This window comes from Chryseobacterium luquanense (assembly GCF_026460945.1).
GTDB lineage: Bacteria > Bacteroidota > Bacteroidia > Flavobacteriales > Weeksellaceae > Chryseobacterium > Chryseobacterium luquanense.
Genome location: NZ_JAOVZV010000003.1, coordinates 367,146 through 386,542 on the forward strand (window position 1 = coordinate 367,146; position 19,397 = coordinate 386,542).

Sequence of the window (19,397 nt, forward strand, 5' to 3'; positions counted from 1 at the left end):
AGTTTAAGCCAATAATCGATTATTTTTCAAAATAATTCACTTTTAACATATAAAAACAGGTTCAAGCAAAACTTAAATCTGTTTTGATTTTTACTATTTTTTAAAATTCAAATTCACCAATAAGAATATCTTTGTCATTACCATCGTCTTCTTTCTGGTTTTGGAAAACCACAATTTTTCTTTCCTGTTTCCCTGTTGCATAATTGATGTAAATTTCTGCCATAATCGCAGTTGGTCCCGCGATTCCCACTTGATTTTCACCAAAAAAATTGGTCTGAATTTTATATTTTCCTTTAATCGCTTTTTTCAATAAAAATTGTTCAGGGCCAAAACCTTGTGTAAAATCATTACTCAATCTTCCGCCGATTTCTGTTGATGAATGAGAATACATGCAAACTTCTTTATTGGGATCTGTTACCCAAAGATCAATATCTGTATCATCTTTATTCCAATTGATCACAACGCGGATATTTACGGGAAGATCTGCAATAATTTTAGGATTAATATTTTTTAAATCCAATTGATCTCTGTATTTACTGATCAGTTGGTTGATTTCCATGATAACAACTTCTTCAATTCCATCATCACGATCAGACAATTCCTTAGTATAAGATTGAGTAAGAACTTTGTAAAGATTATCCAAAGCCTGTTGATAAAGCTTGTTATCTTCTAAAGCCAATGCATAATCACGGTAACTTTGAGGATCGAAAGGTCGCCAATCCAAAACTTTTTTGGTGATAAATAATTCTTTATCATAAGTTTCTGTCTTTTTTAATTTGTAAGCTAATAATTTATACAATTCCTCATTTTCTATATCTAAGTCTGCAATTGAACTCAAAACTTTTAAGCCACTTTTCTTATCGTTATTCTTCAACAACAATTCTGAAATATCAAAATAATACTGCGGAAGATTTTCATAGTCTTTCCTGTTTTTAAGATAAATCTGATAGATTTTTTCCGAATTTTCTGCATTTTTAAAAAGCTTCATGTATTCTGCATTCGATTCTATATTGTTGATTTCAATTCTTCCGGAATTGATTATATTAGAAATGTTTCCATTTTCATATTTAGGAGTAATAAAAATACCTTCAGCTCTTCCCTGTAGTGAAAGTAATTGTGTATTTGAATTAACAGAAGCCGCACCTCTTATGCTTATTGGCTCAGAAGTCACTGAAACAGATGAAGAAGTAGTAGATTCTCTACGAATAACTTTACTGTAACCCATCATTACAACTTCCTCGATCTCGTTTGATCGGCGAGAAGTTACTGAGTCTGATTTCGCTAAACTTGGAGGAGATTCGACAACTTTCGCAGCAGGACTTGCAACTGGTGAAGATAAATTTTGAATTGTTACAACTTCTTGGTTGTTTACTACAGCTCTTTCAGCCAATATTGGTTCTGTAGAGTTTGGTTTCGGATACGTTTTTTTAGGTTTTGCATGATAATCTTTTTTCCACCATTCTTTAAGCTTTTCAGTCATATCTTCAGCATCGCTCATCAAATCATTTGTCCAATCCTCTTTTTCGGTTCTTTTGTTTTTTACAATTTCATCATATTGACTTTTTAATTCCTGAGGCGGAGTGATGTCATACTTTACATAATCTTCTACATTTTCCAAAACCATCAAGCTCATATTATTGCTTACCAAACCAAACTGTTTGCTAAGATTTTTAATTTCATCTTTATTTTTTGTCTCGAAAATTTCGAGTTCTGTCAATTTTTTCTGAGCCCAGAATTTGGAAATTTCCCAATCTTTGACAGTTTGTTCACTTGAGTTTAAATTAATCGTTTTTGTCTCTGTAGTCTCATCTCCGTAACCGAAATTGACTGTAACGGATGTTTGATTTCCTTTTAAAATTCCCGACAAAACAAAATCTTCGGAAACCGTTTGGGTAAAAGAAGGATATACTTCTAAAAGTGAAGTATTCTTTTCAATTCCTAAAAACTTCAATGGCTGAAAAAGAAGTTTTCTGGCTTCTTTTTGTGGATTATTTTCATTTAAATTTAAAAATTCGCCTCCTGTTTTATTACTTATAAATTTCAACTGACCAAAATTTGCATTATTGGAAGACGAAATCGTGTAGGTTGGCTTATTCCAGACCAATTCTAATTCTCCGAAAGAAGACAATCCATCGGTAAAGAAAAAAATCTCATCTTCTTTAATTTTTTTCAGTTGCCCGAAATCTGTTCCGCCATCATAAATCGTTTTAGACAAATATGTTTTTAATTCTTCCCAATTTCCATTATTTATTTTAAAAATTTTGCCTTCATCAAAAGTATTGCTGAGGTAATAAATTTTAATTTTTAGATTTTTATTGGTGTTAAAATATTCTTTCAACAAAGCAAATTCTTTCACATGATCACGCTTTTTTCCGCTTAAAGAATTATCCCAAACTATTGCTAAATTTTCAGGAAGTTTTTTGGCTCGTTCGTTTTTGCTAATCATTATGTCTGCCAGAAAATAAGATGAATTATCCGAAGTTTTCTGCATTAAAACACTTTTGAGATTATTCTGCGGAAAATTAATTTTCAAATTATTTCCCGGTTTATAATTTGTCTTATTGGTCTCTGCAATCCAAACATTTCCGTTTTTAACGAAATTAAAATTACCATCCGGTTTTTCTTCGAGTTTAGGTGCTTCAGTATTTTGAAAGACTGATGTTTTAATAGAGAATTCGGGAATTCCTGAGGTGTAATTTAATGGTAAGAAATATTCATAACTGTTTCCTGATTTTTTAAGCTCATAATTATAGGTAATCTGAACCGTTCTTTCGCCCCCATTTGCATTTAGTGGATAAATTGTTGTACGAAAATTATTACCTTCTACTTTTTCTAAAATTCCGGGATCTACATTTTGTTTTTTAATCGTCTCATATACTTCTTTGGCTTTTTCTTTTTCCACAGAGACTGCATTTCTCAGTTTTCCGTTGATGTCTAAAGCATAACCGCTTGCATTTACTCCTTCCGGAAGAGGAAATGTAAGTTTTGCTTCTCTTACACGATCAGAATTATTTTTAAAAATCATCGTAACAATATTCGTTGAAATTTTACCTGTAATTTTTGTTTCGATGACCAATTTCTTAAGAATAACGTCTTTATTTTGAGCATAGTTTCCTTTTTCATCTGAAGTTTCCACAACAGGAATCTGTGCATAGAATATAACAGGAAAAAACAGCAATAATTTGAGATATAAACTTTTCATACATGTATTTTGAAAGTGGGAAAAACCTTTCATTCATAAAGATGCATAAATTAAAAGAACCGTTGGAAAATATTTTAAAAAATTCCACAAAAAAAACCTTCCAACGATCTGAAAGGTTTCATATTTATCAAAAATGAAATTCTAATTAATTTAAAATCTCATTCATCTGCGTTAAAATAATAGGTTTTCCGTCGGTGATTAAAATGGTATGTTCATGTTGAGCCATATAGCCGCCTTTGTTTCCCACCATCGTCCAACCATCTTTCAATTCAACAGCAATCGTAGAATCTGTAGAAATAAATGTTTCAATTGCTACAACAGAATTTTTTTTGAACCTTCTTGTGTCAAAACGGTTTCTATAATTCATCAATTCATCCGGTTCCTCGTGAAGACTTCTTCCAACACCGTGACCTCCTAAGTTTTTGATGACTTTAAAGCCTTTTTTCTTTGCTTCAGTCTCCATTAAAAAACCTATGTCTGCGATTTTTACTCCGCCTTTTATATTGTTGATCGCTTTTTCTAAAATTGCTTTGGAAGCATCAATTAATTTCTGATGTTGATTGATATCTTTTCCAACAATGAAAGAACCGCCGTTATCTGCCCAATAACCGTTGAGCTCCGCAGAAACATCAATATTAATTAAATCTCCTTCTTTTAAAACTCTTTCTGAGGTAGGAATTCCATGGCAGAATTCGTTGTCAACGCTTATGCACGTCCAACCCGGAAATCCATATGTAAGATAGGGTGCCGATTTTGCCCCGAAATCTGAAAGAATTTTTGCTCCATATTCATCAAGATCTTTTGTTGTCATTCCGACTTTGGCATAATTCATCATCTCTTTCAAGGTATAAGCGACTGCTTCGCTTACTTTCTGCATTCCAATAAGTTCAGATTCGTTTGTAATTGACATACTTTTTATTTTGAAAATACAAAGTTAGGAAATAATAATTTTTATTTTGGTTAATGAAACATTGATAGCATTAGAAAGGATATTTAAAAGATTGGTTTTTCTGGTTTGTCAAAAAAATCTGTAGAATGTGAGCAGTTGAGATAGATTTTACAGTCCGGAACTTTAATTTTTAAAATTGCTGCTTTTGCCGAAACCTCATCTTCATTCTCATCTGAATCTATGAAAATCTCTCTCAGACTCTGATTATCTAAATATTCACAAAGATCTGTTAGAGTTATCTCAGTACAGGTAATATTGAGTTTCTGCAAATTCTCCATTTGATTAAAATATTGAATGCTCTGATTGGTAAGATATCTGTTTTTTCTTAAGAAAAGTGATTGTAAATATTTAAAATTGACCATATATTTCACACCTTCATCTGTAATCTGCGAATCTTTCAGGTAAATATCTTCAAGCAAAAACACCCGTAAACTGAAATAATAAAAAAACTCATCATCACAATCTGAATCGGCAGAGTGAAATCTATACCATTCTACAGGAATTCTGTCTGCTTTTTCAATCCGATAATGACGTTGCCAGAATTTCTTTTCTTCTTTTGTAAATTTTGGTGGTTTTATCATGTGTTTTTAATGAAAATAATTTAAAATTTTTAGTAATCACAAGGTATTATATCTTCGGTATCTCTGGCAATGGGAATTCCGTCAGGATCAAGAATCATCGCTTCCTGAATATGAGTTTGATGTAAAGTTGCTCCGCTTGCAATCATTTTGTACCCGTTTTCGTATTCTGTAAAATATCCACTCGGATAAGCTGAATATCCATTAGGCAAAAGCACCTTTTTTTCATGTTGAAAGCCCCAACCAATCACTTTTTGATTAAGAATATATTTTTCAAATGCTTCGTAGAAATTTTCTGTCATTTTTTCTTTTTTAAGAGTTTCTTTTTGTTCCGAATCAATTAAATCCATCAAAAACCTGTATTTAAATTTGATTATTTAGTTGCTCCAAAACCTGAATAATCTCCACAGTTTGGTTTACTTCGATATTCAAATTAGCATTTCCAATGGATTTTATTTTTATTACGGCTTCGGTTTCATCATATTTAATTAAAAGTTGTGAATCTCCGATTTCCCAAACATGACAATTGTCGTCAATAATTTTATACAATCGATCAGTGTAAGGTTTTCGTAAATAATCAGGATTTTCCCAAATCTGTTTCGCAATCATGGTAAGAATATCAATCACCTCATCGGTATCAGATTTTGTCAACCAGCAAAAGTCTTCATTTTCATTGTTAAGTTGAAACGTGATACAATTTTCATTTCTATGAATCAGAATATTTCCTTTTTTAATAAACCAACTGTATATCTTTTCTTCCATTATTGCATATTTTGTGGTGACCACATTTTTAAAAACTTAAATTTCTTCGGATATTCTTCTCTCGGACAAAACGCAATACAGACTTCTTTGTTATCAAGTGAAGATTCAGTTAAAACAATATTATTTTCATCATTTTTAAAACTTCCAAATTCAGTTTCATTAACTACGCAAACTACCTTTTTAAATATTCCGTTGATCCATTTTATCATATTTTCATTCGTCTCATATTTTTTATAACAAGCCAATGAAGCATGTGCCGTAATGACGGGAACTAATTTATCAGGAACGTTGTCTTTAACGACGATGTACATTTTCATATTATTGGTGAGCTTGAGTATTTTTTAATTTTTCTTCAGCAGCTTTTGCTGCTTTTATTTTCTTAGGATTTGGCAGATCGCATTTAAAATGTTCTCTGATAGCGTTTTCACACTGAATTTTTCTATTGAGATCTTCATCTGGTTCAAAATCTAAGTGATATAATTGTCCGTCATTTTTTGAGATCAGCCAAATATTTCTGCCGTCTAAAATAACCTGATGAGGTTGCCAATTATTTAAATAAACATTTCGCAATATTTTTTCTTTTTTCACATCATAATGAATCAAATGATTTTGATAAACGAACCATATTTTTCCATTTTCAGAACTTAGAATAGCCAATAAAGATTCGTTTTCGTATTCATCTGGAGAGACCAAATTTTCAAGATCCAATTGTAGTTTTTTATTACCTTTCCTCCCTAAAACCGTTAAATATCTTTCATTCAGCAGAAATGTATAATTCTGATTTTTTTCAATTTTAAATTCTGAATTCGCGAGTTTATTTTTCTTCAGCCATTCTTTTGTAATGGGCATTTCGTCGTGACTTAGAAAATGAAAATTTTTTACCGTAGCTTTTTTATCATCTATAGTTGTTATAATTTCAGACGGATTGATAATAAAATTTCCATTATAATCAATTTCAAACCACAAATCATCTTCTGCATTGGCTATAATTTTGTCCTTTAGATAAACCGGCTGTACATCTGCTCCGTAGTTGATGTTTTGTTGCCACAAAATGTTGTTATTTTCGATATCATAAGCCAATAATTTTCCACCGTCTGCAATTGCTGTAGCATATAATATTGAATTTTTGAAGTAAGGCTTTGTGTTAATTGACTGTAATTGTAATATTTGAAGTGTTTTTCCAGAATTAATGTCGTACTGATGTACTTTCCTACTTTCGCCGTCATAATTTCCGTAGAAAAAAGAATCATTAAATGTAAAAGGAGCCTGATTGGAACGCCATCCTATTTTTCTTTCCCAAAGAATCTTATGACTTCCTTTTTCCAGACAACTCAATAAATAGTTATTAGAATTAAATAGGATTTTGCCATCAACTATTGCAATTGACCCTAAAGTCGATTGATTTTTAATATCATCCAGAATTAATTCAGACTTATACATCTGAGTCTGTGAAAATAAAGACACAGAAAAAAACACAAGAAAATATCTTAAATAGACAAGAAGTTTCATGGCTTTAGTTTTTGTTACAAAATAGCTTATAAATAGCTGACTAAAGTAATTAATAAATGATTTGATAAAAATAGCACAAAAGGGGTATTTTAAAGAATTTTATTTGAATCTAAAACAAACAAAAAGCACCTACATTTCTGTAAGTGCTTGATTTAAAAAGTGGTCCCACTTGGGCTCGAACCAAGGACAACCTGATTATGAGTCAGGGACTCTAACCAACTGAGCTATAGGACCTCAAAAATTTGGTTAAATTTTGTGATTGCAAAAATAGTAAAATTTCCGTCTCTACAAAATTTTTTATCTCTTTTCTTGACAAAGTTCTACCAAAACTCCATTGGTAGATTTTGGGTGTAGAAAGACAACTAATTTATTATCAGCACCTTCTTTAGGCTCTTCTGAGATAAAAATAAATCCTTCTTTTTTCAATCTTTGCACTTCCTCAACGATATTTTCTACACCAAAAGCTAAATGATGAATACCTTCTCCCTTTTTATCGATAAATTTTGAGATGGGGCTTTCGGGATTACTCGCCTCCAAAAGTTCAATTTTACTTTCTCCGGTTTCGTAGAATGAAGTAACTACTCCTTCCCTTTCTACAGTTTCTTTTTTGTAGGATTCTTTTCCTAATAGTTTTGTAAAAAGTTCGTCAGAAAACCCTAAGGATTTTACTGCAATACCGATATGTTCTAGTTTCATAAATGTAAAATATAATTTATTTGACCTTTCAATCAAATTTTCAAATTAGCAATTCAAACAAAAGTAGTAAATTTGCATAAATTATGGAAAGTAACAGACAAAGAAAAGTAGCACAGATTATACAGGAAGATTTCGCAGAACTTTTCCGTAAACAGTCATCAGAAAGCAAACAAAACTTTTTGGTTTCGGTATCGGATGTAAAAGTAACACCGGATTTAGGAATTGCAAAAATTTATTTAAGCATTTTCCCTCAAGAATTCCGTTCTTCAATTATGAAAGAAATCGAGGTTAATAAGGCTCAATACAGAAATTTCATCGGTCAGAAAATGGCAAAACAGGTTCGTATTATTCCACAATTAAGTTTTTATTTGGATACAACCTTAGATGATGTTGAAAAAATTGAAAAAGAACTAAGAGGCGAAGGCGACAATCCTGTATTGTAAAAAATATTGAAGAACATTGCATTTTATATAGCTTCACGCTATCTTTTATCTAAAAAAGGAAGTACGGCGGTAACTTTCATCACTTGGCTTGCTGCCGTTGCGATGAGTGTTGCTGTTGCTGCAATGTTCGTCATCATCTCTGTTTTTTCCGGGCTTGAAGATTTTAACAAATCTCTGATTTCAAATCTTCATGCAGATTTAACGATAAAAAGTACTTCCGGAAAGACCATCAAAAATTTTGGAAAAATCAATGAAATTTTAAAAAACAATAAAGAAATTTCAAATTTTTCACGGCTAATTGAAGAAAAAACTTACATCAATTACAACGGAAAAGGTGATATTGCCTATTTAAGAGGCGTAGATTCTGCTTATACAAAAGTAAATCCTGTTGATAAAACTATCTTTTACGGAACTTACCCTACATTTGAGTACACCAACGAAGTGATTATGGAGCACACGCTTCAAAACAGATTGGGAATTCCCGTAGATTCAGATAAAGATTTTTCGACGATTTTCATGCCTAAACCAGGAACAGGTATCATTAACAAAGAAGAAGATATTTATAACAAAAAAGAAATTGTTGTTTCAGGTATTTTCCCCGGAAATGAACAACTCAATAGCTACATTATCGCTCCGATAGAACTGGCTGAAGAATTATTAAATCTTCCGAAAAATTCAGCTTATGAAATTGTTATTAAGCTTAAAAATCCTGACAATACAGAATCAGTAAAACAAAACTTACTGAAAACTTTAGGAAATGATATCGAAATTAAAACCAAAGAAGAAGAAAATGCAGCTTTCTGGAAAATGATTAATACAGAAAAACTGTTTATTTATCTGATTTTCGCTTTGGTAATTTTTATTACAACTTTCAATTTGGCAGGTGCAATTATTATTTTACAACTTGATAAAAAGCAACAGGCAAAATCTTTGATTTCTTTAGGCTTTCCTTTAGCACATTTAAGGATGACCTATTTTTACACAGGACTCTTGATTGTTTTATTAGGCATCATTTCTGGACTTCTTTTAGGAACGGCATTATGCTATTTCCAACTTTATACCGAGTTATTTAAAGCAGTGGAAGATTTACCGTTTCCTGTAAAAATAGTTGGTAAAAATTATTTAATTGTTGCTGCCATCGCTTCAGTCTTTGGATTAACCATTTCTTGGTTCTTCTCAAAAATCAGTAAAGACTATATTACTAAAAATTAATATTTTATATATCTAATTATTTGTAAATTTGCCTCCCAATTTAGAAAAAATGAGACGAATTTTACATTCATTTTTGCTAACTCTGATTACGATCAGCGCTTTAGCTCAAGCTCCCGCAGGTTATTATAATAATGCAACTGGTACAGGTGCAACTTTGAAAACCCAACTGAAGACTATTATTACAAATGGACACCAAGACCATGGTTATGATGGCCTTTGGACAGGCTACCAAACTACCGATAGAGATTATTACTATGAAAATGACGGTACCATTTTAGACATTTACTCTGAAAAACCTACCACGGTAGATCCTTACAACTTTATTTACAACACAAACAGATGTGGAAATTACAGCAATGAAGGAGATTGTTACAATAGAGAACACATTGTTCCGCAAAGTCTTTTCAACGAAGCTTCACCGATGAAGAATGACATCCACTTCATTAGAGCTACAGACGGAAAAGTAAACGGAATGAGATCAAACTATCCCTTTGGTAAAGTGGGAACAGCTTCTTTCACATCATTAAATGGTTCAAAATTAGGAAACTCTGTTTCGTCTGGATATTCCGGAATTGTTTTCGAACCAATTGACGAATTCAAAGGTGATGTTGCAAGAATGATTTTCTATTTTGTTACAAGATATGAAACACAACTTTCTGGATTTAGTTCCGGAGATATGTTGGGTGGTTCGGCTTATCCGGGACTTCAGTCTTGGGAACTTAATCAACTTATAGCTTGGCACAATGCAGACCCTGTTTCTCCAGCAGAAATTGGAAGAAACAATGCTTCATACGCTTATCAGGGAAACAGAAATCCTTACATAGATAATCCAAATTATGTAAATTTAGTTTGGGGAACTCCAACAACAGACACACAAGCTCCGACAGTTCCAACAAATTTAGTTGCAAGTAACCCTACTTCAAGCACTGTTGCTTTAAGTTGGACAGCTTCTACAGATAACGTGGGAGTTACAGGATATGATGTTTATGCTAACAATGTTTTAAAAGCTACCGTTACAGGAACTTCTACAACGGTACAGGCTTTAGCTTCTTCTACATTGTATAATTTTTATGTTGTTGCGAAAGATGCAGCAGGAAACTTATCTGCTCAAAGCAATATAGCTACCGAAACTACACTTGCAGGAACAGGTGGCGGAACCGGAACTTGCGGAACTGAAGATTTCTCAAATATTCCGGCATCTTCTTCAAGCTATTCTACAAGAACATGGACGAACAATGGTATTACGTGGATTGCAACTGATGCAAGAACCGATGATACAGTTAACGGAAAAGCGATTACTTTAAGAATCGGAAATCTAACAAGCTCTACTCTTTCAGGAGGAATTCAGGACTTAACTGTTAAGACATCTCTAAAATATGGAAGCGGATCAGGTGTTTTAAATGTAGAAATAAATGGAGTTCAGGTAGGAACAATTCCTTATACTGCAACAACTAATGCAATAACAACAACAACTCTAAGCAATATTAATGTGAGCGGAGATATTGTTATCAAAATAATTAATCCAATTACAGCTACGAATGGGCCTAGAGTTGCAATTGATGATCTTACTTGGACTTGTGCAGCTTCTTTATCAACAGTTGAAAATTCAAAAGATAAAACATTCAGCATTTATCCAAATCCGGTGAAAAACCATGAATTATTTGTAAAAGGTGAAAACCTAAACAAAGTTGTGAAGGCTGAAATCTATGATTTTTCTGGAAAATTGATTAAAAACATCACAAATCCTTTCAAAAATTCAAATAAAATTGATCTTCACGGATTATCTAAAGGTGTTTACATATTAAAAACAGACAATAACTCAACAAAATTTATTGTTGATTAAGACAACAAATATTTTTCAAAAATTAAGACCGGTTTTTATCGGTCTTTTTTTTATTTTTGATATATGGATTCCAGCAACAAATTAGGATTGATCGGTAAAAATATCTCCTACTCTTTTTCGAAAAAATATTTTGAAGATAAATTCAAGAAAAAAAAGCTTAATGATTTTTCATACGAAATTTTCGATCTTCAGGAAATCAATGAAGTTGAAAATATTTTTTCAAAACCCAATCTTTTAGGCTTTAATGTAACAATTCCTTTTAAAGAAAAGATTATTGATTACCTTGATGAATTGAGCGATGAAGCGCAAAAAATAGGAGCCGTAAATTGTGTTTTAATTGAAGACGGAAAAAAAACCGGTTACAATACAGATGCTTTCGGTTTTGAAAAAACGTTGATTGCTCACAAAAAATCATATCATGAATCCGCTTTGGTATTAGGAAATGGTGGAGCTGCAAAAGCGGTGCAATATGTGTTAGATAAAAATCAAATTCCCTATAAAACGATTTCAAGAAAATCTGATCTGAATTTTGATAATTTAGATAAAAAAACAGTTTCAGAAAATAAATTAATCATTCAATGTACTCCCGTTGGAACTTTTCCAAATACTGAAGATTGTCTGAACTTCCCTTTTGATGCACTTTCCGACCAACATTTGGTCATTGATTTGATTTATAATCCGGATTACAGTAAATTTATTTTAAATTCATCACAAAACGGTGCAAAAACCGTCAATGGATATTATATGCTCGAACAACAGGCAGAAAAAGCTTGGGAAATTTGGTCGTTTAAAAAAAAATAACATAAATTAGTAACTTAATTGGCTTACATTAGCACGTTTTAAGAAATTAACGCCAATATATCATAAATGATTTGCTATGACAACAGAAAATAATCTTTCTGAAAACGAAGAAAACAAACCTTCTACAGAACATCAGGAAACAGTTGAAACTATCGAAAACAAAGAAGAAAATCATCAGGAAGAAGATTCTGACGCTTCTCATCACGACTCAATTGCCGACCTTTCGCTTACAGATGTTTTGAAAGAAATGGAAAAAATCATTAATTCTAATAATGCGGGTGAGAGATTCCGAGAATTTAATGCATTAAAGGAAAAAGCAAATCATTCAATTCATGATGAAATTGAAGATAAAAAGCACGAATTTACTGATACAGGAAATGCTTTAGAAAATTTCAGCTATGAACATCCTTCTCAATCTAAACTTTCAGGATTGATTCATATTTTCAGAGAAAAGCATGATAATTTCCAAAAAAATCAGGAAGAAGAGCAGAAAAAAAATCTGGATCAACGTCAGAATATTATTGACAGACTTAAAAATCTTTACACCAATTCTGAGCCTGGAGTAAATCTTTTCAAATCGATCAGAGAAATCAAGGAAGAATGGTCTCATGCAGGTCAGGTTGCAAAATCTGAATTTAAAATTTTAAACAATAATTATTTCCATCATTTGAATCAGTTTTATCAGATGTTGGATTTAAATAAAGAATTTCTTGAGCAGGAATATAGCCACAACTTAGAAAAAAGACAGCACATTATTGCAAGAGCAAAAGAGCTGGAAAATGAGCCGGTTGTACAGAAAGCATTAAATGAACTTCAATATCTTCACAAACTTTGGAAAGAAGAAGCTGAACCGGTTTCTGAAGAATTCCGTGAAAAAACATGGGAAGAATTTAAAGAAATTTCAAATAAAATTCACGAAAGAAAAACCGAGCTTTCTGCAGCAATTGAAACAGAACAAAACGCAAATCTTGAGAAGAAAAACGAGATCATCGAAGAAATCAAGAAACTTGCTGAGCCAAAAGACAATCCCAATCATACATATTGGCAAAATTCAATCAAAAGAGTTGAAGAATTGCGTACAGAGTTTTTGAAAACAGGAAGTGTTCCTAGAAAACTATCCAACAACAACTGGAATGACTTTAAAACTATTCTAAGAAATTTCAACACAACAAAAAACAATTATTATAAATCTCTGAAAGGTTCTCAACAGCAGAATTTGGATGAAAAAATGAAATTGATTCAGACTGCAAAAGACAATATGCATTCTGAAGATTGGGATATTGCCGTTGCATTATTTAAAAAACTTCAGGAAGACTGGAAAAAAATCGGTCACGTTCCAAAAAGTATGACCAATAAGATTTGGGATGATTTCCGTGAAGCTTGTAATACTTTCTTTAACAATTACAGAGAAAAAAGCAGCGCTTCTACCGATAACTGGAAGGAAAATTATAAACTTAAAAAAGAGATTCTTGAGGAACTGAAAGAGATTTCAAACGACGAAGGAAGCATTGAAAAAATTGAAGCGATTAAAAGTTCTTGGAATAACATTGGAAAAGTTCCTAGAGATAAAATGGCAATCAACTCTGAGTTTAACCGCACATTAAGAGAAAAATTAAAGCTTAATAAAATCAATGAGCTTGAGCTGAAAGAAGAAGGTTTATCTGAAAATCAATTAACCGATAAAGCAAGAAAAATCAAGAGCCAGATTTCTGATCTTGAAGGTGAAATTGTAAAACTGGAAAACAATTTGGCATTCTTCAAAAACCCAACAAGAGAAAACCCGCTTCTGCGAGATACTTACAATACGATTGACGATAAAAAAGCTCATCTTGAGACTTTAAAACAGAATCTTCACAGTATTATCGCTGGAGAATAAATAAAAATTAAAGTAAAATATAGAGCGAAACAAAGAAATTTGTATTCGCTTTTTTTATCTTATGCAAGACGAATTTTACATCAGAAGATGCATTGAGCTCGCTCAGAAATCCATCGGAAATACCTATCCAAATCCTTTGGTGGGAAGTGTGATTGTTCACAACGGAAAAATAATCGGTGAAGGCTATCATCACAAAGCCGGAGAAAATCACGCAGAAATTAATGCCATCAATTCCGTTGAGGATAAAAGTTTGATTCCTGAATCTACCATATATGTTTCTTTGGAACCTTGTGCACATTTTGGGAAAACTCCACCGTGTGCTTTAAAAATTGTAGAGTTAGGGTTTAAAAAGGTAGTTATTGGCGCAATGGATTCTCATGATAAGGTAAATGGAAAAGGAAAAAAAATCATTCAGGATGCAGGAATTGAAGTTATTTCAGGAGTTTTGGAAAAAGAATGTATTGATTTAAATAAAAGATTTTTCACGTATCACGAAAAGAAAAGACCTTATATTATTCTGAAATGGGCAGAATCGGGCGACCTTTTTATGGATAAAGATTTTAAACCTACTCAAATCAGCAATTCGGTAACGAAACAATTCGTTCATCAACTGAGAAATAACGAACATTCAATTTTAATCGGAACAATGACCGCTTTACGGGATAATCCAAATCTTACAACGAGGGAAATTGTAGGCAGAAACCCAATCCGTATTTTAATTGACATTGATTTAAAAGTTCCAACTGATTTTAATATCTACAATAACGAAGCTGAAACTCTGGTTTTTAATTCCGTAAAAGAAGGTGAAGAAGGAAATATTAAATTTATTAAAACTTCAAGAGAAAATTTCATTGAAAATATGTTGAAAAAACTATACGAATTCCAGATTCAGTCAATTATTGTGGAAGGAGGAAGTTTAGTTTTACAACAGTTTATTGACGCTAATCTGTGGGATGAAACAATTGTGATTAAAAATAAAAATCTGACTTTAGAAAACGGAACAAAAGCTCCAAGATTTGAACATGCGCCTCTTGAAACTCAAGATTTCAGAGATAATCTGATTGAATTTCACAAAAATTCAAATTAAGAAGCCTAAAAAATGTTGCACGAATATAAAACCATAGAAAAGCCAATCGAAAACATTTTGCTTAAGGAAAAAGGAAGCAAGTTTATAGGTTTTGCTTTTCCTGTAAATAATGAAGCTGAACTTAAAAATGTTTTAGATAAAATCAGAACCGAGCATCCGAAAGCGACGCATCATTGTTATGCCTTCAGAATGGGTTTAAATGGTGAAAATTATCGTGCAAATGACGATGGAGAACCTTCAGGAAGTGCAGGTTTGCCAATTTACAATCAACTCTTAGCCAATGAAATCACAAATGTTTTGATAATAAGCGTTCGTTATTATGGTGGAACAAAATTGGGCGTTTCAGGTTTGGTAAAAGCGTATAAAGAATCTGCAAAACTGACTTTAGAAGAAGCCAATATCATCACCAAAGAATTGGAAACTGAAATTGAAATTCAATTCCAGTTTAATCAGCAAAATGTTATTTTTACCTTATTATCGAAGTTTGATGCAAAAGTTTTGAATTTTGATGCGAACGAAAATTGCATCCTAATCGCTTCATTAAAAACAGCACACAAAGAAAACATCTCAGAAAAACTATCTGAGATGCAAAATATTTCTTTCAATTTTCAAGACTAAATTATCTTCGATTTCCCATTAATAAAGAAGCCCAATATAAGAGTTGAGCCAAAGATCCGATTGCAGCAACGAGATAAGTTCTTGCAGCCCATCTCAAACTATCCTGTACTCCAACAAATTCTTCAGCAGTCACAGTTCCTGTATCTTTCAGCCATTTCATTGCACGATTACTTGCGTCATATTCTACCGGCAAAGTGATAAAAGCAAAAAGCGTAGTTAACGCAAACATAATTACGCCAATTAGTAAAACCAATGTATTTCCGTTTGGATTTTCAATAGATCTTGTCGCATACATCACCCCGATTCCTGCAATAATTACAAACTGCATTAAATTTGAACTTATATTGACAACCGGAACTAATTTTGATCTCAGTTGTAACATTGAATATCCTACTGCATGCTGAACAGCGTGACCACATTCGTGTGCAGCAACTGCTGCAGCTGCTGCATTTCTCTGCATATACACACCTTCAGAAAGATTTACTGTTTTATCCGCCGGATTATAATGATCTGTTAATTGTCCGGGAACTGAAATAACCTGTACATCGTGAATATTGTTGTCTCTCAGCATTTTTTCGGCAACTTCTTTACCGGACATTCCGTTGCTGAGATGTAAATTGGAATAATACTCGAATTTAGATTTTAATCTTGAGGAAACGAGCCAGCTTATCAGCATCGAAATCCCTATAATAAGATAATAACCTGTCATTTTATTTATAATTTAGATATAATAATTCTATAATATGCTGTAAAAATTGTGCCAAAGTTTACGCTTAAATTAATTATATTTGTGGTTCTATTTACCCGAAAACTATGTCTAAAGTTTCCATTTTTGAAGTAAAAACTCCCGAAGATTTAAAGCAATTTGTAAAGTTCCCGATGGATTTGTACAAAAACAATCCTTATTATGTTCCTTCTTTTATTAAAGATGAATTGAATGTCTGGAATCCGAAAGAAAATCCTGCCTTAAGTTATTCGGAGGCGAAACAGTTTTTAGCTAAAAAAGAGGGTAAAATAGTGGGCAGAATTGCTGTTATAATTAATCACAAGGAAGAAAAAGAACTTGACATCAAAAAAGTGCGTTTCGGCTGGATTGATTTTATAGATGACAGAGAAGTTTCAAAAGCTTTAATTGACACTGTGATTGATTATGCTAAATCAAATCAGATTGACAAAATTGAAGGACCTATGGGTTTTACCAATCTTGACAAAGCAGGAATGCTGACTTTTGGTTTCGAAAAAATTGCAACTATGATTGGGATTTATAATTACGAATATTATCATCAGCATATAGAAGATTTAGGACTTGTAAAAGAAAAAGAATGGGTAGAATTTGAGATGAATTTCCCTAAAATACTACCTCCGAAAGTTGAAAAATTCAGTTCGCTTATTGCTGAAAAATATAATTTACGAGTTTTAAATTTCCAAAACAAAGAAGAGATTTTACCTTATGTAAAACCTATGTTTAAATTGCTTGATGAAACTTACAAACATCTTTCAACATACACTCCTATTTCCGAAGAACAAATTAAGACCTACAAAGAAAAATTCTTCCCGATGATTGCCAAAAACTACGTAATATGTGTGGTTGATGAACATGATGAGTTGGTTTCTTTTGCAGTTACAATGCCTTCTTATTCTAAGGCTTTACAAAAATCTAAAGGAAAGCTTTTCCCTTTTGGGTGGTGGCATTTTATGCAAGCTCAAAAGAAAAATGACCGTGCAAATTTCTACCTTATCGGAATTCATCCTGAATATCAAAGACGCGGTGTGACTGCTATTATTTTTAAAGAAATTTTCGTGCGATTCAATAATATGGGAATCGATTTCGCAGAAACCAACCCGGAATTGGAAGAAAACAAAAGCGTACAGGTTTTATGGCAAGATTATAATCCTACCAATCATAAAAGAAGAAGAACCTATTCTTTAAAATTCTAATATGAAAATACACCTTATTATTTTCGCTATTCTGATTGCAGGTTTTGCTGTTTATAATTTCTTTTTCGCTTTAGAAGATGACAGAATGAATACGCTTGTAAACATTGTTTATGCAAGTGTACTTTTTGGTTATATTTCATTTATGGCGTTTACGGTACTGAAAAAACTCAAGAAATAACGCTATTTTTAATAATTCTAAATTACCGCTTTTCCCTATTTTAAAGAGACTTTTAAGTTGATTAATTTCACCCTTTATTCTTTATTGTCTAAATTTGCAACTTGAGATAATAATGTAAAAATGAATTTACCTGAAAGTTATATTCCGATTCTTATCCAAGCTGGTGTTGCAGTAGGTTTTGTTGCCATTTCTTTGCTTGGAGCTCATTTTTTAGGCCCAAAGCAGAAAAAAGGAAATTCTGTAAAAAACCAAAGTTGGGAATGTGGTGTACCTGTTGAAGGGAACGCGAGAACGCCATTCTCAATTAAATATTTCTTAACTGCGGTACTTTTTGTACTCTTCGATATCGAAATCGTATTTTTTTATCCGTACGCTGTAAACTTCAGAGAATTTGGTCTTGAAGGCTTCTTCGCTGTACTTACATTCGTTGCGATTTTCTTCCTTGCATTTTTCTATGTTTGGAAACGTGGCGCATTAGACTGGGATAAATAAATCAATCATAATTTTAAATAAGAAATTTAGATTAACTCTATCAAATCAAGATTAACATAATCAATGATTTAGAATCTAAATTAAAATCTTAAAATCAACAAAATGTCAGATCAAAAACCAATTATAAGAACAGATGCACCGGCTCCGGAAGGATTTGAAGGAGAAGGATTTTTCGCAACGAAATTGAGCAGTGTTATCGGGATGGCAAGAAAGTTTTCACTTTGGCCACTTCCGTTCGCTACTTCTTGTTGTGGTATCGAGTTCATGGCTACCCTAAACCCGACGTACGATGCATCAAGATTTGGTATGGAAAGAAACTCTTTCTCACCAAGACAGGCGGATATGTTGATGGTTTGTGGAACTATTTCTAAAAAATTAGGTCCCGTTTTAAAAGAAGTTTATACCCAAATGGCAGAACCAAAATGGGTTGTCGCTGTTGGAGCTTGTGCTTCAAGTGGAGGTATTTTCGATACATATTCTGTTTTACAGGGAATCGATAAAATTATTCCGGTGGACGTTTACGTTCCAGGATGTCCTCCCAGACCTGAGCAGATTATTGAAGGTGTAATGCAGGTTCAGGCTTTAGCAGAAAGCGAAAGCATCAGAAGAAGAGATATGCCAGAATATCAGCATTTATTAGATTCTTACAACATCGACAACTAAGGATAATGACGAACGAATTTGTACTAGAAGCGATAACAAGAGAGTTTCCGGAATCTGTAATTTCAAGCTCAGAACCTTATGGGATGCTGACTATTGAGATTAAAAAAGATGACATCAAAAAAGTAATTCATTATCTAAAAGATTCATCATTGGAAATTAATTTCCTTACAGATGTTTGTGGAATCCATTACCCAGAATTTCCAGAGAAAGAAATTGGCGTTGTTTATCACTTACAGAACATGATGACCAACTTCAGATTGCGTTTGAAAATCTTCATGTCAAGAGAAAATATCGAGGTAGATTCTTTGACGGAATTATATGCGGGAGCCAACTGGATGGAAAGAGAAACTTTTGATTTTTACGGAATTAAGTTTAAAGGACATCCTGATTTAAGGCCGATTCTGAATATGGAAGATCTTGGTTATCATCCAATGTTGAAAGAATACCGTCTGGAAGATGGAACAAGAACAGACAAAGACGACGCGATGTTCGGAAGATAAAATAATGCAATAAGCAGTAAGCAATTAGCTTAAAGCCTATAGCCTAAAGC

21 protein-coding genes and 1 tRNA gene are annotated in these 19,397 nt (G+C 32.5%); 12 read left to right on the forward strand and 10 right to left on the reverse strand.

The features are described from left to right. Window positions 1–100 precede the first annotated feature (100 nt). The 9 genes from OEA66_RS05970 to mce all read right to left on the reverse strand — a co-directional run bounded on the left by OEA66_RS05970 (window position 101) and on the right by mce (window position 7,696). Window positions 101–3,202 carry a DUF2135 domain-containing protein gene (locus OEA66_RS05970; RefSeq protein ID WP_267280524.1) on the reverse strand — a complete coding sequence of 1,034 codons (3,102 nt, stop codon included), beginning with the start codon at window positions 3,200–3,202 and terminating at the stop codon, window positions 101–103. Between the two features lie 145 nt (window positions 3,203–3,347). After that, complete coding sequence (gene map / locus OEA66_RS05975; protein WP_267280525.1) at window positions 3,348–4,112, reverse strand: type I methionyl aminopeptidase; 765 nt, start codon at window positions 4,110–4,112, stop codon at window positions 3,348–3,350. 83 nt (window positions 4,113–4,195) lie between these two features. After that, complete coding sequence (locus tag OEA66_RS05980) at window positions 4,196–4,732, reverse strand: leucine-rich repeat domain-containing protein (protein WP_267280526.1); 537 nt, start codon at window positions 4,730–4,732, stop codon at window positions 4,196–4,198. Between the two features lie 29 nt (window positions 4,733–4,761). Beyond that, the gene (locus OEA66_RS05985) at window positions 4,762–5,079 is read right to left on the reverse strand and encodes a hypothetical protein (RefSeq protein WP_267280527.1); all 318 of its coding nucleotides are present in this window, start codon (window positions 5,077–5,079) and stop codon (window positions 4,762–4,764) included. A 13-nt stretch (window positions 5,080–5,092) separates the two neighbouring features. Next, complete coding sequence (locus tag OEA66_RS05990) at window positions 5,093–5,491, reverse strand: hypothetical protein (protein ID WP_267280528.1); 399 nt, start codon at window positions 5,489–5,491, stop codon at window positions 5,093–5,095. Beyond that, window positions 5,491–5,808, reverse strand: a complete 318-nt coding sequence (locus tag OEA66_RS05995) for an aminoacyl-tRNA hydrolase (RefSeq protein ID WP_267280529.1) — start codon at window positions 5,806–5,808, stop codon at window positions 5,491–5,493. Before OEA66_RS05995 ends, OEA66_RS05990 begins: the two co-directional genes overlap by 1 nt. A 1-nt stretch (window position 5,809) precedes the next feature. Further along, window positions 5,810–7,000: a PQQ-binding-like beta-propeller repeat protein gene (locus tag OEA66_RS06000; protein WP_267280530.1), complete on the reverse strand. Its 1,191-nt coding sequence runs from the start codon at window positions 6,998–7,000 to the stop codon at window positions 5,810–5,812. Between the two features lie 160 nt (window positions 7,001–7,160). Beyond that, a tRNA-Ile gene (locus OEA66_RS06005) sits at window positions 7,161–7,234 on the reverse strand. A 63-nt stretch (window positions 7,235–7,297) separates the two neighbouring features. After that, the gene (gene mce / locus OEA66_RS06010) at window positions 7,298–7,696 is read right to left on the reverse strand and encodes a methylmalonyl-CoA epimerase (protein WP_267280531.1); all 399 of its coding nucleotides are present in this window, start codon (window positions 7,694–7,696) and stop codon (window positions 7,298–7,300) included. Between the two features lie 83 nt (window positions 7,697–7,779). Between mce and rbfA the strand changes: the two genes are divergently transcribed. From rbfA to OEA66_RS06045, 7 genes are all read left to right on the forward strand, one after another. After that, window positions 7,780–8,139: a 30S ribosome-binding factor RbfA gene (gene rbfA / locus OEA66_RS06015; RefSeq protein ID WP_267280532.1), complete on the forward strand. Its 360-nt coding sequence runs from the start codon at window positions 7,780–7,782 to the stop codon at window positions 8,137–8,139. 6 nt (window positions 8,140–8,145) lie between these two features. After that, window positions 8,146–9,351: an ABC transporter permease gene (locus OEA66_RS06020; protein ID WP_267280533.1), complete on the forward strand. Its 1,206-nt coding sequence runs from the start codon at window positions 8,146–8,148 to the stop codon at window positions 9,349–9,351. Window positions 9,352–9,400: 49 nt separating this feature from the next. Next, the gene (locus OEA66_RS06025) at window positions 9,401–11,194 is read left to right on the forward strand and encodes an endonuclease (RefSeq protein WP_267280534.1); all 1,794 of its coding nucleotides are present in this window, start codon (window positions 9,401–9,403) and stop codon (window positions 11,192–11,194) included. A 63-nt stretch (window positions 11,195–11,257) separates the two neighbouring features. Beyond that, window positions 11,258–11,995: a shikimate dehydrogenase family protein gene (locus OEA66_RS06030; RefSeq protein WP_267280535.1), complete on the forward strand. Its 738-nt coding sequence runs from the start codon at window positions 11,258–11,260 to the stop codon at window positions 11,993–11,995. A 76-nt stretch (window positions 11,996–12,071) separates the two neighbouring features. After that, entirely contained in the window at window positions 12,072–13,871 is a 1,800-nt protein-coding gene (locus OEA66_RS06035) for a DUF349 domain-containing protein (RefSeq protein ID WP_267280536.1), read from the forward strand. A 61-nt stretch (window positions 13,872–13,932) separates the two neighbouring features. Beyond that, the gene (gene ribD / locus OEA66_RS06040) at window positions 13,933–14,958 is read left to right on the forward strand and encodes a bifunctional diaminohydroxyphosphoribosylaminopyrimidine deaminase/5-amino-6-(5-phosphoribosylamino)uracil reductase RibD (RefSeq protein ID WP_267280537.1); all 1,026 of its coding nucleotides are present in this window, start codon (window positions 13,933–13,935) and stop codon (window positions 14,956–14,958) included. A 12-nt stretch (window positions 14,959–14,970) separates the two neighbouring features. Beyond that, window positions 14,971–15,576, forward strand: a complete 606-nt coding sequence (locus OEA66_RS06045; RefSeq protein ID WP_267280538.1) for a YigZ family protein — start codon at window positions 14,971–14,973, stop codon at window positions 15,574–15,576. Window position 15,577: 1 nt separating this feature from the next. Here OEA66_RS06045 and OEA66_RS06050 read toward each other — a convergent pair whose 3' ends face one another. Continuing rightward, entirely contained in the window at window positions 15,578–16,285 is a 708-nt protein-coding gene (locus tag OEA66_RS06050) for a zinc metallopeptidase (RefSeq protein ID WP_267280539.1), read from the reverse strand. A gap of 104 nt (window positions 16,286–16,389) precedes the next feature. On the opposite strand from OEA66_RS06050, the gene OEA66_RS06055 reads away from it, so the two are divergent. The 5 genes from OEA66_RS06055 to OEA66_RS06075 all read left to right on the forward strand — a co-directional run bounded on the left by OEA66_RS06055 (window position 16,390) and on the right by OEA66_RS06075 (window position 19,347). Further along, window positions 16,390–17,514 carry a GTP cyclohydrolase gene (locus tag OEA66_RS06055; protein ID WP_267280540.1) on the forward strand — a complete coding sequence of 375 codons (1,125 nt, stop codon included), beginning with the start codon at window positions 16,390–16,392 and terminating at the stop codon, window positions 17,512–17,514. Between the two features lies 1 nt (window position 17,515). Then, complete coding sequence (locus OEA66_RS06060) at window positions 17,516–17,692, forward strand: hypothetical protein (protein ID WP_267280541.1); 177 nt, start codon at window positions 17,516–17,518, stop codon at window positions 17,690–17,692. 120 nt (window positions 17,693–17,812) lie between these two features. Further along, window positions 17,813–18,184, forward strand: coding sequence for an NADH-quinone oxidoreductase subunit A (locus OEA66_RS06065; RefSeq protein ID WP_047482647.1), 372 nt, complete (start codon window positions 17,813–17,815; stop codon window positions 18,182–18,184). A 102-nt stretch (window positions 18,185–18,286) separates the two neighbouring features. Then, window positions 18,287–18,847, forward strand: a complete 561-nt coding sequence (locus tag OEA66_RS06070; protein WP_267265625.1) for an NADH-quinone oxidoreductase subunit B — start codon at window positions 18,287–18,289, stop codon at window positions 18,845–18,847. Between the two features lie 5 nt (window positions 18,848–18,852). Next, window positions 18,853–19,347, forward strand: a complete 495-nt coding sequence (locus OEA66_RS06075; RefSeq protein WP_267280542.1) for an NADH-quinone oxidoreductase subunit C — start codon at window positions 18,853–18,855, stop codon at window positions 19,345–19,347. Window positions 19,348–19,397 lie beyond the last annotated feature (50 nt).